Annotated in this window: 16 protein-coding genes; all 16 read left to right on the top strand. The window is 62.9% G+C overall.

What is annotated here, in order from left to right; all coding sequences use genetic code 11:
* Positions 1–31: 31 nt before the first annotated feature.
* On the top strand, positions 32–1,078 hold the full coding sequence (locus JMJ95_RS07340) for a rod shape-determining protein (protein ID WP_290684108.1): 1,047 nt from the start codon (positions 32–34) through the stop codon (positions 1,076–1,078).
* An 85-nt stretch (positions 1,079–1,163) separates the two neighbouring features.
* A complete protein-coding gene (locus JMJ95_RS07335) occupies positions 1,164–1,979 on the top strand; it encodes a flagellar hook-basal body protein (RefSeq protein WP_290684106.1) in 816 nt (271 codons plus the stop codon).
* Between the two features lie 16 nt (positions 1,980–1,995).
* Positions 1,996–2,784 carry a flagellar basal-body rod protein FlgG gene (gene flgG, locus JMJ95_RS07330; protein ID WP_290684104.1) on the top strand — a complete coding sequence of 263 codons (789 nt, stop codon included), beginning with the start codon at positions 1,996–1,998 and terminating at the stop codon, positions 2,782–2,784.
* An 8-nt stretch (positions 2,785–2,792) separates the two neighbouring features.
* The gene (gene flgA, locus JMJ95_RS07325; protein ID WP_290684102.1) at positions 2,793–3,716 is read left to right on the top strand and encodes a flagellar basal body P-ring formation chaperone FlgA; all 924 of its coding nucleotides are present in this window, start codon (positions 2,793–2,795) and stop codon (positions 3,714–3,716) included.
* Positions 3,713–4,291 (top strand): flagellar basal body L-ring protein FlgH, encoded by a 579-nt coding sequence (locus tag JMJ95_RS07320; protein WP_290684100.1) that lies wholly within the window; start codon positions 3,713–3,715, stop codon positions 4,289–4,291. Before flgA ends, JMJ95_RS07320 begins: the two co-directional genes overlap by 4 nt.
* 13 nt (positions 4,292–4,304) lie before the next feature.
* Entirely contained in the window at positions 4,305–5,420 is a 1,116-nt protein-coding gene (locus tag JMJ95_RS07315) for a flagellar basal body P-ring protein FlgI (protein WP_290684098.1), read from the top strand.
* 2 nt (positions 5,421–5,422) lie between these two features.
* Positions 5,423–5,767 (top strand): hypothetical protein, encoded by a 345-nt coding sequence (locus JMJ95_RS07310; protein ID WP_290684096.1) that lies wholly within the window; start codon positions 5,423–5,425, stop codon positions 5,765–5,767.
* The gene (locus JMJ95_RS07305) at positions 5,768–6,184 is read left to right on the top strand and encodes a YkgJ family cysteine cluster protein (RefSeq protein ID WP_290684094.1); all 417 of its coding nucleotides are present in this window, start codon (positions 5,768–5,770) and stop codon (positions 6,182–6,184) included.
* A gap of 507 nt (positions 6,185–6,691) precedes the next feature.
* Positions 6,692–7,861 (top strand): DUF3084 domain-containing protein, encoded by a 1,170-nt coding sequence (locus JMJ95_RS07300; RefSeq protein WP_290684092.1) that lies wholly within the window; start codon positions 6,692–6,694, stop codon positions 7,859–7,861.
* Between the two features lie 3 nt (positions 7,862–7,864).
* Entirely contained in the window at positions 7,865–8,098 is a 234-nt protein-coding gene (locus JMJ95_RS07295; RefSeq protein WP_290684090.1) for an alcohol dehydrogenase, read from the top strand.
* A complete protein-coding gene (locus JMJ95_RS07290) occupies positions 8,095–8,514 on the top strand; it encodes a GNAT family N-acetyltransferase (RefSeq protein ID WP_290684088.1) in 420 nt (139 codons plus the stop codon). Before JMJ95_RS07295 ends, JMJ95_RS07290 begins: the two co-directional genes overlap by 4 nt.
* A complete protein-coding gene (locus JMJ95_RS07285) occupies positions 8,501–9,127 on the top strand; it encodes a ComF family protein (protein WP_290684086.1) in 627 nt (208 codons plus the stop codon). Before JMJ95_RS07290 ends, JMJ95_RS07285 begins: the two co-directional genes overlap by 14 nt.
* A gap of 60 nt (positions 9,128–9,187) precedes the next feature.
* Positions 9,188–9,475, top strand: a complete 288-nt coding sequence (flgM, locus tag JMJ95_RS07280; RefSeq protein WP_290684084.1) for a flagellar biosynthesis anti-sigma factor FlgM — start codon at positions 9,188–9,190, stop codon at positions 9,473–9,475.
* Positions 9,476–9,477: 2 nt separating this feature from the next.
* Entirely contained in the window at positions 9,478–9,927 is a 450-nt protein-coding gene (gene flgN, locus JMJ95_RS07275; RefSeq protein WP_290684082.1) for a flagellar export chaperone FlgN, read from the top strand.
* Between the two features lie 14 nt (positions 9,928–9,941).
* Positions 9,942–12,434: a flagellar hook-associated protein FlgK gene (gene flgK / locus JMJ95_RS07270; protein ID WP_290684080.1), complete on the top strand. Its 2,493-nt coding sequence runs from the start codon at positions 9,942–9,944 to the stop codon at positions 12,432–12,434.
* Positions 12,435–12,447: 13 nt separating this feature from the next.
* Complete coding sequence (gene flgL / locus JMJ95_RS07265) at positions 12,448–15,468, top strand: flagellar hook-associated protein FlgL (RefSeq protein ID WP_290684078.1); 3,021 nt, start codon at positions 12,448–12,450, stop codon at positions 15,466–15,468.
* Positions 15,469–15,539: the final 71 nt, after the last annotated feature.

Genomic DNA, 15,539 nt, shown 5'->3' with positions numbered 1-15,539 from the left:
TGCCTTTCGTCGTCCAAAGGAGGAAGACGCCGTGTTCGGAACGGATATAGGAATAGACCTTGGAACAGCAACCGTACTTATTTATGTGAAAAATAAGGGTATCGTCCTTCGGGAACCCTCAGTGGTGGCCGTGGACCTTGATACCGGGAAAATACTCGCTGTGGGCTACGAGGCCAAGAACATGGTCGGCCGCACGCCGGGAAACATCACGTCGGTCCGCCCGCTGCGGGACGGCGTCATCGCCGACTACACCATGACGGAGGCCATGCTGCACCACTTCATGCGCCGCGTCCAGCGGGGCTTCAGCCGCTTTTTCCGCAACCGGGTCATGATCTGCGTTCCGTCGGGAGCCACCGACGTTGAACGCCGGGCGGTCCTCGAGGCCGCCGTGGAAGTGGGGGCCAAGGAAGCCTACCTCATCGAGGAACCCATGGCCGCCGCCATCGGCGCCAATCTCAACGTGGAGGAGCCCCGGGGCAAAATGGTGGTGGACATCGGCGGAGGGACCACCGATATCGCAGTCATCTCCCTGGGAGGCATCGTGGTGTCCAAGTCCCTCCGCATCGGCGGAGACCGTTTCGACGAGGGCATCATGCGCTACCTCCGCAAACAGTACAGCCTGGCCATCGGCGAACAGACCGCCGAAAACCTCAAGATCATGATCGGCACCTGTCTCCAGGAGGAAGAGGAAACGGTCATGGTCCTCAAGGGGCGGGACCTCGTCCAGGGCCTTCCCAGGCAGATCGAGGTCTCCAGCGCCAGTGTCTCCATGGCCATCGGCGAGATGGTTCAGGCGTTGATTGATGGAGTTCGGAACGTTCTGGAGCTAACGCCGCCGGAACTCTCCGCCGATATAATAGACAGGGGAATCGTCCTCACGGGCGGCGGTTCGCTGCTGAGAGGCCTCCCTGAGCTCATTACCAGGCACACGGGCATCAACTGCTTTACGGCGGACGATCCCATGGAATGCGTCGCCCTCGGCACGGGCAAGGCCCTTGCCGAGATCGACAAACTCCAGGCCCTGGGAAGGAGCGGCATCCTCGTCAACAAAAGAAAGGGCAGACGACGGAAATTCTGATCCCCGGCGGTCGGGCGGGGACGGATTGATCCGGAAGGATCGGCGGACCCGCCTCCGTTGCAAGCCCCACCGGGAGGGAAATTTCATGCACCGAGGCCTTTATGCGGCCGCTTCAGCCATGATCGTGCAGGAAACCATGCACGACGTGACGGCCAACAACCTGGCAAACGTCAGCTCATCGGGGTTCAGAAAACGTATCCCCGTCAACAAGTCCTTCCCCGATGTGCTTATGGATCGTGTGGAAAAGCCTTCCGAAGACGGTGCCGTCAAGCTTGTGGCCACCCCCTTCAGGCTCGGCTTCAAGGGAAAGTTCCTCATCGGCGATCTCAGCCTTGCGAACGTCATGTCCGAAACTTACATGAGCACCGAGGAGGGGGCCATCCAGGTGACCGACGCCCCTCTCGACGCCGCTATCCTGGGCGAGGGGTATTTCACCGTTCAGGACGGCGCGGGCAACCTTTTCTACACCCGGTCGGGCCATTTCCAGCGGAGCGCCGAGGGACAGCTCGTCACCCATGACGGGATGGTCGTGCTCGGCGAAGGCGGCCCGGTGGAGTTCGGCGACGCGGCTAAAGTCTCCATCAGCGGGGAAGGCCGGGTCGTGGCCGATGGGGAAGTCATCGACGTGCTCCAGGTGGTGACCTTTCCCAATCCTACCTACCTCCGCCAGGCGGGCCGGACCACCCTGGCCGCCACGGAAAATTCAGGAAATCCGGCACCTCTCGAGGCCGAGGGGATCCGGCTCGAGGCCGGGGCGCTGGAGATGTCGAACGTCAACGTAGTGGAGGAGATGGTACGGATGGTGGAGGCCCAGAGGGCCTACGAGGCGTCGTCCAAGACCCTCATGACCCACGATGAACTTACAGGCAAGCTGATCACGTCCTTCGGCAGGACCAGCTAGCGGGAGGGAGAATCTCATGCTCAGATCCCTGTGGACAAGCGCAAGCGGAATGATCGCCCAGCAAACCAACCTGGACGTCACGACCAACAACCTGGCCAACGTGAACACCGCCGGATTCAAGAGAGAACGGGCGGACTTCGCCGATCTCCTGTACCAGATCAACCGGGAGCCGGGCGCTCCCGTGGAGCCCGCATCAATGGTGCCCAACGGCGTCCAGGTGGGGCTCGGAACCCGGGTGGTGGGAACCTCCCGCTACATGGGCCAGGGAAACCTCCAGGTCACCGAGCAGCCCCTGGACGTAACCATCGAAGGAGACGGGTTCTTCCGGGTGCTCCTTCCCGACGGTGAAATCGCCTACACCCGGGCGGGCAACTGGAATGTCGACGCAGACGGCCAGGTGGTCAACGAGGACGGCCTTCTTCTCGAACCGGCCGTCGTCATCCCCGAGGACGCCACCGAGATTATGATCAGCCCCGAGGGACTCGTCACGGCGCGCATCGCCGGCCAGGAAGAAGCGGAGGAAATAGGCCAGATCGAGCTGACCCGGTTCGTCAATCCCGGCGGATTGAGGGCCATGGGGAAGAACCTCTTCCTCGAGTCCCCCGCCAGCGGTGCTCCCATCGAGGGCCTTCCCGGAGACGAGGGCATCGGCCTGCTTCACCAGGGAGTCCTCGAAATGTCCAACGTCCAGGTGGTGGAAGAAATGGTCTCCCTCATCATTGCCCAGAGAGCCTACGAGGCCAACTCCAAGGGCGTGCAGACGGCGGACGAACTGCTCCGCATAGCCAACGGCCTGAAGAGGTAGCCGCCGCCGTGAAAGGGAAAAAGAAAGAAATGCGGGATGCTCTCCGATCCCGCCTTTTTTTTCACCTCCTGGCCGCCGTCTTCCTGCTGGCTTTTACCGCCGCTCCAGTTTCCGCCGCCGACCTCGTCCTGGAAATGGGGGCGACCGCTGCCGTAACCTCCGACCCCTTCCCCCTCTCCGAAGCGGCCCTTCTCACCGGCGACCCGGACCTCGTCCGGAAGGCGGGTTCCGTGAAAATCACCGTCCCCCGAAACGGTATCCTCACCCGGGACGCCATCCTGGCCGCCATGACAAACCAGGGGATCGGGGGCATCCGGCTCAAGCTCATCATGCCCCCGGAAGTTTCGGTTTCCCTGGACGAGTCTCTCTCCGCGGTCATCAAAAGGCTTTCAGGGTGGAAATGGCAGGTGGAGGCGGAACCCATCGGCCCCGTACCTCCCGGAATTCCCGCCGGGCCGCCCTCCGTCGCCCCGGGAACCGGGTCGGTCACGCTGAAATACGACGACGGGTCGGGAACGGAGCGCTCCCTGGCGGTGAGACTGGCCTGGAGCCGCCCGGCCGTGGTGGCCGCCCGCCCCGTGGAGCGGGGAAAGGTTCTTGACAGAGACGACGTGACGGTCCGGACGGTCAGGGTTCTCCGGTCGACTCCCCTGGCATCGTCGGTGGAGGAAGTCCTCGGCGCCGTGGTCCGGCGAAATCTTTCCGCCGGGGAGCCGGTGGCCCTCAACTTATTGTCCTCAGCGCCGATAATTCAAAGAGGGGATCCCGTGATCATCTCCGTCAGAAAAACGGGGTTCCGTATTGAAGTCCGGGGAGAGGCCCTTGATGCCGGATGTGAGGGAGATACCATCCGGGTCCGGAACCTGCAGAGCAGAAAGGTCATCCAGGCGGTGGCGACAGCGCCCGGACATGTGGAGGTGCAGACAGAGTGAAAAAGATACTTCTTGCGGCAGCGGCGGTGATTCTTCTGACCGGGATGTTCCCCGGCCCGGCCCCGGCCCGCTCCCTATGGGACGACCGGTCCAACTTGGTGGGCGACCGGCGGCCCACCGGCGTGGGCGATATCGTCACCGTGGTGGTGAACGAGAGAACCAGGACCAAGGACGAGGGGAAGACGGACGTATCCAAATCGAACGACAGCAGCGTAGCCGACGGAGTGGGTATCTTCGACTTCATCAAGGCCTTCGGCTTCAGCTCGAAGAGCGACATGAAGGGCGACGGATCCACGGAACGGACCCACACTGCCCAGAGCCGGATCACCTGTCTCGTCACCGACATTTTACCCAACGGCAACCTCGTCATCGAGGGCACCAGGGACATCGCCACCCACGAGGAAACCCTCCAGCTCCAGGTGGTGGGGGTCATCCGTCCCCAGGACGTGGACAGCTACAACCAGATTTCCAGCGACAAGATCGCCAACGCGGAGATCGGCATCAAGGGCAAGGGAGCGCTCACCCGCCTCCAGAAGCCCGGTATCCTGACCCAGATCTTCCAGACGATCTTCTAGGGAGGGGCAGGGCATGAAGAACATAAAAAACAAAATCGCAGCGGCCGTACTCTTCTTTCTCCTGGCGGCCCCGGCCGCATTGGGGGCCGAAATACACCCCACCGTGAGGATCAAGGACCTCGCCGACGTGGAAGGCGTGCGGTCGAACCAGCTCGTGGGCGTCGGCATCGTCATGGGCCTTCAGGGCACGGGCGACAAGGGGACCATGGCCACCCAGATGATCCGGAATCTCATGAGCCAGTTCGGGGTCACCCTGAACGACAAGGCCGTGAAGAGCAAGAACGTGGCGGTGGTCACCATTACAGCCGACCTTCCCGCCTTCGCCAGGCCCGGGCAGAAGATCGACGTCACCGTGAGCACCATGGGCGACGCCAAGAGTCTCCAGGGCGGCACCCTCCTCCAGGTTCCCCTCAAGGGAGCAGACGGAGGAGTGTATGCCGTGGCCCAGGGTCCCGTCATGGTGGGCGGATTCGCCGCAGGCGGCGCGGCGGGCTCGTTGTCGAAGAACGTGGTCACTGTGGGGCGCGTCCCCGGCGGCGCCATCGTCGAACGGGACGTCCGGACCGACTTCACCACAATGGGCAGGCAAGTGAACCTCCTGCTCCGTGCCCCCGATTTCACCACCTCCGACCGGATGGCCCGGGCCATCAACAGCGCCTTCGGCGCGGTGGCCGTGGCAGTGGATGCCGGGCGGGTGGCCGTCAACGTGCCTCCCCAGTACGCATCCTCGCCGGCGGCTTTCCTCGCCCGGATCGAGGGACTGTCCCTCCGGCCCGACAGCGTTGCCAGGGTGGCGGTGAACGAACGGACCGGAACCGTGGTCATGGGCGGGGACGTGAAAATAAGCTCCGTCGCCGTGGCCCACGGCAACCTCACCGTCCAGGTCACAGAAAGCCCCGAAGTGGTCCAGCCCCAGCAATTCGGCCGCGGGCGGACCGCCGTTCAGCCCCGCACCGACATCCAGGCCCAGGAAAGCCCGGCCCAGCTCATCGCCCTCGACTCCACGAGCACCGTAAAGGAACTGGTGGACGCCCTCAACTCGGTTGGGGCCTCCCCGAGGGACGTCATCGCAATCCTCCAGGCGGTGAAAGAGGCAGGCGCGCTCCACGGCGAACTGGTGGTGATGTAACCGTGGCTCTCTTCCACCCCCTCGCTGCGGCGACCCTCTCCTCCCGTCCGTCGCAGGCGCCTGACGACGTAAAGGCAAAAAAGGAGCACGAAAGGCTCCGTGATGCCTGCCAGGAGTTCGAATCCATCCTCCTGGCGGAACTCTGGAAAAAAATGGTCTCCAACGCCAGGAAGTTCGGCGGAAGGGAGGACCGGGACCGGCCCTTCGGCCCCCTGGAAGACCTCTCCGTGGAAATGTCCTCTGAATATCTTGCCCGCAGCGGCGGTACGGGCATGTGGAAAATGCTCTACGAATCCCTCGTTCCTCACCTGGAGGGAAAGGAAAAAGAGAAAGGAAGTCTCTCCTAGATGTGGTGGGAAGAAGGCTTGCGGTTCACATGCCTCGAATGCGGCAGGTGTTGCCGGGGCGAACCGGGAGCCATCTATTTCACCCCGGAAGAGGAGGCCGCCATGGCCGCCTTTCTCGGCGCCGGGACCGAAGAGTTCAGGAACCGCTATGTCACCGGCAAGTGGCGGGCCCCGAGCCTGAAGGAAAAACAGGGGGGCGAATGCGTCTTCCATGACGGGGAAACAAACCTGTGCCGGATCTATCCTGTCCGTCCCCTTCAGTGCAGCCTCTTTCCCTTCTGGCCCGTTCTCCTCGCCTCCCGGGAGGCCTGGGACGAGGCGGCCCGGATCTGCCCCGGCATGAATTCCGGAGAATTCCACTCGGCGGAAGAAATTGCCCTGGCCATCGCGGCGTGCCCCTTCCCGGACCTCCTCTGATGCCATGTTTTTGTCGTCCCGAACGGAGCTCTGCTTTGGTTGTCATCCTGAACGGAGCTCTGCTTTGGTTGTCATCCTGAGCGAAGCGAAAGATCCGTCCTTGATCCTGAAGAGCGGAAACCCGAAAACCCGAGATCTCTCCCCTTCGGGGATGCTTTCCCCGCTTCGCTCTGGATGCTATGGGAGCGCGATCGCTCCGTTCAGGATGAGCCCCGGTTTTCTGTCACTCTGTCATCCTGAGGGTACGTCTCTTCGCCCGAAGGATCTCGTGTTTTTTTAAGGCTGCCCCCCGAGATCCTTCGTCGCCTTCGGCTCCTCAGGATGACAAAACACACGCCCCAAGCCCCCAAGCCCCCAAGCCCCCATCTCGCCCCTTCCCCCTGAAAAATCGGTGAAAATTCGTGGCCCATTCCGGGAGACTCGTCTATAATAGGCACATCGTCCGTTTATTTCGGGGTCTCTCCTGCTCCGAAAAGCGGATAAGCCGGAACGACGGGGAGGATCGCCATGCAGCTTCAACTCTGGTCCGACATGAACTGGAGGCTCATACTCACGCTGATCGTACTCAGCGGCGTTCTTGCGTACCTCGGCGACGTCCTCGGGATGCGCATAGGGAAAAAACGGATCTCCCTCTTCGGGCTCCGGCCCCGGGACACCAGCCGTCTCATCACCGCCGTCACGGGAATGTTCATCTCCATCGCCGTCCTGATCACCATGACCGTCATATCGGAAAACGTCCGCACCGCCCTCTTCAGCATGAAATTCATCCGGGGACAGCTCCAGTCCCTCACAAGGGAGCTCCAGGAAAGCCGGAGCGAATCCCAGCTCATGGCCATCAACCTCCTGGACAGCGAAAAGCGCCTCAAGGAGCAGGAGGAGAAACTCCTCTCCGTCCAGAACGAACTCGCCACCGCCCAGCCTCTTCTCGAGGAAATCCGGCAGAGCCTTTCCACCACTCAGAAAGAGAGGGACCAGCTCGAAGAGGAAAAAAAAGTCCTCAGCGCCTCCGTGGAGGAACTCAGGCGCGAGGCGGAGGAGCTGCGGAAGGGCCTCATCCAGATACGAAGCGGCCGCATCGCGGTCTTCGCCAAGGAGATCCTCGGCCAGATGGCGGTGGAACCCATGAGCGACCGGTCGGAGGTTGAGCAGATCTTCCAGGATCTGCGGCGCCGGGCGGAATACGTCATCGCGGCCCGGACGGGTCTGAGCCCCTCCGAGATCGTCCTCGCCGTGGACATCGAAAAGGAGATGGAAAAAATCGCCTCCTGCACGGAACAGCAGACCCGCAAATTTGTCCGGACCGTGGCGGAGGCCAACGCCGTGTTCGGCGAGGATATAAAGATAACCTACGAGGTCAGCGACAGCGAACTCGTCTACCGGAAGGGCGACGTCCTCTACGTCCGGACCGTGGATCCCGGGGCGGTCAGGGAGAACGCCGAGGCCGAGCTCCACCTCATCCTGCGGATGGTGAACAGAAAGGCCGTCCAGGATTCCATCAAGCCGGACCCCGTCACCGGGAAGGTCGGCGCCCTTGACGCCACGGCCTTTTTCGAGGCGGTGGAAACCATCAGGAAAGCGGAGTCGAAGCTCACGGTGGAGGTCACGGCTGCGGAGGACATATATACGGAAGGTCCCGTCCGGGTGACACTCAATCTTCGCCCGGCGGAGGAACAGTGAAGGATGGAGGCTGAAAAAATACTTATCGTGGCGTGCCAGGTTTGCGGAGAATTGAAGGTCATTGCGGGAACCCCTGACGCCGACGGCATGGCGAGGACTACCTGGATCTGCCCGTGCTGCGGCACCGGCCAGGTGGTGCAGCTTCCCGTCTCGTCGGACGCCCGGAAGACCGACCTGCGGAAAATAGTGTGCGGCATGGCCCTTGCCGGCCGCCATGGTGACGAGAACAGGCCATGAACGGCGGGTACTTCTTTTACGACAGCAAGCACGCCGTCTCCCCGGAGGAGCTGGCGAACCTCTACCGCTTCACCCGGTGGGGAAAGAGCCGGTCTCTGGACGACATCGCCCGGATGCTCGAAGGTACCTCCATGTGCTTCAGCGTCCGGCACGACGACCTCCTCGTGGCTTTCTGCCGGATACTCACCGACTTCATCTACCGGGCTTCCCTCTGGGACATCATGGTCCACCCGGACCACCAGGGAAAGAAGGTGGGCACCTCGCTGCTGGATTACGCCCTCGGCCACCCGGCGATCAAGCACATTCCCCTTATCATCACCTACACAAGCGAACTCGCTTCCTTCCTCACCCCCAACGGGTTCGTACAGAAGGAAGGGGCGCTCATGCTTCTCCGGAGGCCCATTGAGTATTCCTGAGGCGGTTCTCCGCTTCGGAACCCATCTTCTCTGGCCGTCCGCCTGCCCCTTCTGCGGGGCCCTCGGTGTGCCCGCCTGCGTCACCTGTCTTCTTCCCCTGATGGCGCCGCCCCTGCCGGCGGACCTCGGCCCCCTGACCATCGAGGCGGGAGGAATCCACGAAGGGGTCCTCCGGGACCTCGTCCTTGAGCTCAAATACGGCCGCAACCGTCCCCTCGGAGTCGCCATGGGCCGCGCCCTCGGCAGGATCTTCCCGAAGCCCTCCTGCCATATCCTTGTTCCCGTACCTCTCCACGCCGACAGCGGAAGGGGATACAACCAGTCCCGGGCCCTCGCCGAGGGTATTTCCCGGGAATGGGGCGTGCCCGTGGCGGACGGCCTGCAGTGGAACGGCCTCCGGGCAGCCCAGACATCCCTGGAGGAAGAGGAGCGGAGGCGGATGCCCGCCGGAGCCATCCTCCCCCGGGGAAAGGAGCTTGCGGGAAAGGAAGCCGTGATCGTGGACGACGTCTCCACCACGGGAACTACCCTGCTCCGGGCCGCCGAAGCCGTGGCCAGGGGAGGAGGAAGGGCGGTTCTTGCCCTGGCGTGGACCATTGCCCCTAAAGCCTGAAAGGTTGTTATCCGATAACCATTGTGAAGAGAAAAGTTTCTCCTGTACGGGGTGATCGACATGATTGAGAAGATTCCTGGAGTATACGGACCGAAAGCAGTGAACGAGACCAACATCAAGAAAAACCGGCAGTCGGTATCCGGAGAGGGAGGCAGGGACGGTGTGGAATTCAGCTCCTTCGCCGTGGAACTCTCAAAGGTTTCCGCCGAGCTGAAGAAAATTCCCGACGTCCGCGAAGACCTTGTCGAAGGCTTCAGAAAGCAGATCCAGGAAGGGACCTACGCTCCCGACCTCGAGAAGATCGCCCGCAGCCTCATCGTCGCCGGCCTGCTGAACGAGGAGGAATGACGGTGGCTTCTCCCGCTGCCCTGGGCGCCGTGCTTGCCCGGCAGGCAGAAACGCTGCGGGCTCTTGCGGATGTCACCGTACAGCAACGAGAGGCGCTCCAGAACGGGCGCCTCGAATTATTACAGGACCTCTTCCGGGAGCTGCAGAACCTCGGCTTTTCCGCCGAAGCCCTCGAAAACCAGAGGGGCAAAATGGCGTCGGAACTGGCCGCCCAGCTCGGCTGCGAGCCCAAGGTTTCCTCCATCTGTGAACGCCTCCGGGGGGACGACGCGGCCTCCCTGAAACAAACAGCCGCCGGGTTGGAGCTCGTCGTCCGGAAGCTCCAGTCGGAGATGCAGATTCTGGCGGGCCTTGTGGATGAAAACCAGCGCCTCGGCGGCATGATGATCGCCGAATGGAGACGGCTTCAGGGAATATACCCCTCCCGGCCGGGAGTGGATTTTCGGGGTTAGGAGGGCAAACGGCCATGTGGAACAGTCTCTTCGGACTTGAAATGGGACGGCGTGCCATGGACTATTTCCGCCGCGGCATGGAAACGGCCGGGCACAACATCTCCAACGCCGACGTGGAGGGATACTCCCGCCAGCGGGTCGAGGCGTCCACCACGAGTCCCTTCGCCAACCCGGCCTTCAACAGGCCCGACATTCCGGGGCAGGTCGGCACGGGCGTGCAGATCGACGCCATCGTCCGCCTCCGGGACGCCTTTCTCGACATCCAGTACAGGGAAGAAATGACCGTCCAGGGATACTGGGAACAGATCCAGAACGCCCTTTCCACGGTGGAAGTCTACGTCAACGAACCTGCTGGGGAGGGACTGAAAACCGCCCTGGACACGTACTGGTCGAGCCTCCAGGAACTCAGCAAGAGGCCCGACGACTCCGCCGTCCGGGAGGACATGGTGGAAAAGACCAAGAACCTCACCGTCTACCTCGGCCAGCTCGTCAGGAACTACGACGAATACCGCACCGCCCTCAACAGGGACATAAAACTCATGGTGGACGATGCCAACACCCTCATCGACCAGATCGCCGGCATCAACACCACCATAAAGCAGGTCCAGGGCGTGGGGGGCAACCCCAACGACCTCATGGACAAGCGGGACCTGCTGGTGGACAAGCTCTCGAAACTCATCGACATCACGGTAAATCCTCCCTGCCTCGAAGGGGACGGGGAATTCAAAATCGACCTCGGCGGCAAGCTCCTCGTCCAGGGCGACCAGACCAGGCATCTTGTCGCCGTTCCCGTGGCGGGAAACACCGGCTTCTTCGACGTGCAGGTGGAGGACAACCTCTTCGACCACGTCTCCGACCCGTCGGTGCTCTTCGCCACTCTCGAGCAGGGGGCGCCCGAGGCCATCCACACGGTGAACGTCCGGCGGCTCGCCTCCGAATCCGCCTGGTCCGTGGGCTACGGCGAGTCCGCCTGCCCCGACCGGATCAAGCCCGAGACCATGACGGAGGCCCTCAACCTCAGGGGCACCTTCACCCTCCAGGTGGGAAGCCAGGGCACCAGGTCCGTCTCCTCCGTTCTGACCGGGGGCACAGCCCTCCCCGCCGGCATTCCCGGGGAAAGCCACTCCTTCAGGGTGTCCGCCGGATCCTTCGAACGAGAAATCTCCGTGACGTGGAACACCGGAACCGGTACGTGGGATCTCTCCGACGGCGTCAATACCGCGTCGTCCGCCGCCTCCGACCTTACCCTCACCGACCTCCGGGGGTTCCTTACCACAAGTTTCGGCGGCGAGATCAGCGTCACCCTCAACGGCGCGGGCACCCAGATGACCTTTTCCAGCGCCCTGAACCACCTTCTCTCCATAACGGACACCAAGGGCGGCCTCGTGTCGGCCCTCGGCATGGAAAACTCCGCTCCTTCCGTTTCCATCGAAGTGGTGGAGGAGGATACCCTGGAGACCATAAAGAACAAGATCAACAGCGCCTTTTCCGACGGCTCAAACGGCCTCTCCAGGCCCGAGAACTGGCTCCATGCGTCCATCGAGCTCGACGACGCCACCAACACCTACTTCCTGACCCTCGAAAGCAATGCGGCAGGCGAAGCCCACCGCATCAACGTCCTCGGGGACAAAAACGGCAGCCTCCAGATCGCGAAGCGCCTCGGCTTCCTCAACGGCGACGGCAGCACGAACTACAGGGAATATGCCCGGGACGCCGCCTTCACCTTCGACGGCAGGCTCTATCTTTCCGAGAGCAACATGGTGCGGAACGCCCGAAGGGTTCCCGTCCTGAACGACTACTCCGCGGGCACCCTCGAGGAAGTCTCTCCCGGCATACGGATGGAACTTCGGGCCGTGGGCGAATCGGACATCACCGTGCGCCACCACGTCAAGGGAGGGGCCGTCAGGGGTGCCCTCGAGGCCCGGGACGACATCATCCTCGATTTCCTCGACGTCCTGGACGAAATGGCCTACGGCCTCGTCAAGGAGATGAACGCCCTTCACTACGGCGGCTACGGAGTGGGCGAGAGCGAAACGACCACAGGAACAGCCTACTTCAACCCCATAGCGGTCCAGTACGGCGCAAGCCGGCTGCTTGAAATCAACAGGGCGATCGACGAGGACCGCAGCCTCATCGCCGCCGCATCGGGCGACGGGCACGGCTTCTCCAACGGCTCCGGGGACGGCAGCAACGCCCTCCGCATGGCCCGGCTCAAGCAGACCAAGGTCCTCCAGGGCCGAAGCGCTGATTTCAACGAGTTCTACGAGTCCTTCATCGCGAGCCTCGGCGCCCAGGGCGACCGGGCGAACACCATGCTGAAAAACCAGAACGCCCTCATCAACCAGATCAACAACCAGCGCCAGTCGGTCATGGGGGTCAACATCGACGAAGAGATGATGGACATCATCAAGTTCCAGCAGGCCTTCAACGCCATTGCCAGGTACATCACCACCGTGGACGAGATGCTCGACCGGATCATCAACGGCATGGGCATCGTGGGCCGCTAGGGGAGGGAGAACCATGCAGCGCGTCAGCAACCCCATGATCCAGAACCTTATGCTGTCGGACATGCACAACAACCTGTCCCGGCTGCTCGAATACCAGCACCAGCTCGCCACGGGCAAGAAGCATTCCCGCCCGTCGGACAACCCCATAGACGTGGTCCGGGAGCTTTCCCTCCAGACCTCCATACTGGAAAACGGCCAGTACATCCGCAACCAGGACGACGCCATCGCGTGGCTCTCCAATACCGACACGGCCTTCAACCAGATGATGGACATCGCCCACCGCATCAGGGAGCTCACCATCTATGCCGGCAACGGCGCCCTCGGTCCGGGCGAGACCGAAGCCATCGCGGCGGAAATCAGCGAACTCCAGGAAGAGCTCCGCAACACGGCCAACTACTCCGTGGAGGGCAGGTACCTTCTCTCCGGCCTGTCCACCGGCGTCCGCCCCTTCGAGCGGGACGCCTCCGGAAATGTCGTCTACAGCGGCAACACCGGCAAGGTAAGCTACGAAATGGAAAAGGGCGTCATCGGCGACGTGTCCTTCCACGGGAGGGAGGTCTTCCCGGTGGAGTACGCCTCCAACACCCTCACCAGCGTGGAGATCCCCCTCGACTTCGCCTGGACGGGCCGGGACGAAATTCTCCAGATCTCCGTAGGCAGCCGGAGCGTCAAGGTCCGCCTCTCGGAAGACTGGACCGACGAAAACATCAACGGCATCGACGACCTTACCGACTACAACCGGTTCCGTGACTCCGGCGAACTCAACGGCCTCACCCTCGACCGGATCGCCGAGCTGATCAACGAGAGCCTGAACATGGGGGACGCCGACCGCCTGCTCTCCGTCTCGGTGGAGAAGGACATGAACGCCGGAACCCAGCGGCTCGTCTTCACCAGCCACACGGGAGAACCCATCCAGGTGACCGGGTGGCCCGACACCGACCGGGTGCCGGAGCCCCAGACCATCCTCGGCCTCGACGCATCGGCGTGGACTCCCGCCGACGGTACCATCCGGGTGTTCTTCCAGCAGGGCGAGGACGTCACCTTTACCGTCGACGGAACGGACACCCTGGACACCATAGCGGGCAAACTCACCACCGTTCTCGGTATCGCCGCCCGGGTCTCCGCCGACGGCGACAGGCTCGTCGTCACGGCCGCCGATCCGGGAAAGCAGTTCAGCATGGAACTTACCGGGGCCGCCAGGGAACTCTTCTCCTCTTCCGCCGAGGATACGGTTACCGTGACATCGGCGGAAGAGGAGCGCCCCGTGGACCACAGCCACATCGACTTTGCCTCCCTCATCGGCATGGAAACCTCCCTCAAGAGCCGCCAGTTCGGCGACGGGGAGCTCATCCCCATAGGGAACGACCTCCACCTCCGGTTCGAAAGCGGCCGGAACTCAGCCGAACTCAAGATCAACGGCGGCGTCAACCTCACCATCGACGAACTTGCGGAGCGCATCCGCCAGGTGGCGGGCAACTGGCTCGAAGTGGTGGTGCAGGAAGACCACGCCGAAGCCGGCCTCGGCACCTCCGGCAGCCTGGAGGAACTGACCAGGCGCCTCATCCTCCGCCCCACGGCCAACGAACCCCTGGTGGTCTTCGACAAGAACACCGCAGGATACGCCCTGGACCTGGGCTTTTCCACGGCAGTCCAGAGCAGGAACGACACCGGCGTCGACACCGTCTTCCCCTCCATCCCCTGCGTGGACCCCAACATGGCGGCCCTCGTCCGGGTCACCGTGGGGGGCGAAGACTTCACCGTGAAGCTCTATCCCGACGACATCATGTCATCCACGCCCCCCAAGGTGGACCAGGCGAAGGTCATGGAACAGATCGTGACGCAGGTCAACGATGCGGCGGGGGAAGAACTCCTCGGGTACACCGTCCTCGACGGGGCGGCGGGCCGGGTCTCCCTCTACGCCAAAAACGGGGAATCCCTCCGGATAGTGGACCTCCCCATCTCCGACCCATCATTCTCGCCGTCCTACACCGCCGGCATGGCCGTGCAGATGGGCATATCCTCAGGGATCACCAGCGCCCCCATCCCGGACGACAGCACTTCGGGCGCGGGCACCATCCGCATCGAATCCTTCGGCCGGACCGTGGACGTGGCCGTATCCGCCGGAGATACGCCGAAAATCATCGCCGACAAGATCCGAAGCGCGGCCGGAAGCTGGCTCGACGTGAACTACTTCGACCCCGAGCTTCCCGCGGCGGGATCGAACGCCCTGATCAGCATCGCCGCCCGTGACGGCTCCCCGATCTCCATGTACGACGTGGAAGGGGACGCGGCCTCGGCGGTCCTGCAGACGGACAACGCCCTCCGGGGCGACGCGGACGTCTCCGCCTGGGCGCCCGCGGCGGGCGACCTGCTCACCATCTCGGTGGACGGGTACTCCCACACAATCGACCTGAACGCCATCTTCGACAGCAACGACTCCGGCGCCATCGACATCGAGGACGTAGCCGCCGCAGTCAACGCCCGCTTCCAGGGCCGGGACGTCAAGGCCGCCATCGCGGACGACGGGGGAGCCCGCTACCTGGTGCTCTCCTCCCCCCGGGGATACTCCGTCGAAGTCAGCGGCAGCGCTCAGGGCGCCCTCACCGGCACCGTCACGGCCATGCCCTCCCGCGCCGGGTCCCCCTCGGCGCGGTACAACCAGAACGTGGTGGTCCGGACGGCCTCCGACAACCGGAAAACGGACTTCTTCGGCGTGCTGGACAACCTGGTCAACTCCGTCAAGGCGGAGGACAGGGAAGGCCTGAGCAACATCATGCTCGGCCAGATCGACCAGTTCATCGACACCCTGCTCAAGTGCCGCACCTCCCAGGGGGCGCTGCTCAATCGATACCAGAACAACCAGGCCCGCTTCAAGCAGAACAACATCTACATCACCGATCTGTACAGCAAGGTCTCGGACATCGACATGGCCGAAACCAGCACCAAGTTCGCCATGGCCCAGGCCGTCTACCAGTCAAGCCTGGCCGTCATTGCCAAGATCGTCCAGCCTACCCTGGTGGACTTTTTGAGGTAGAATAGTCGCAGGCTAGTCGTCCCCAACGGGGATTTTGTTGTCATCCTGAGGAGCGAAGCGACGGGAGGATC

The organism is Aminivibrio sp. (assembly GCF_016756745.1).
Lineage (GTDB): Bacteria > Synergistota > Synergistia > Synergistales > Aminobacteriaceae > Aminivibrio.
This window is presented reverse-complemented; position numbering and strand designations above follow the sequence as displayed.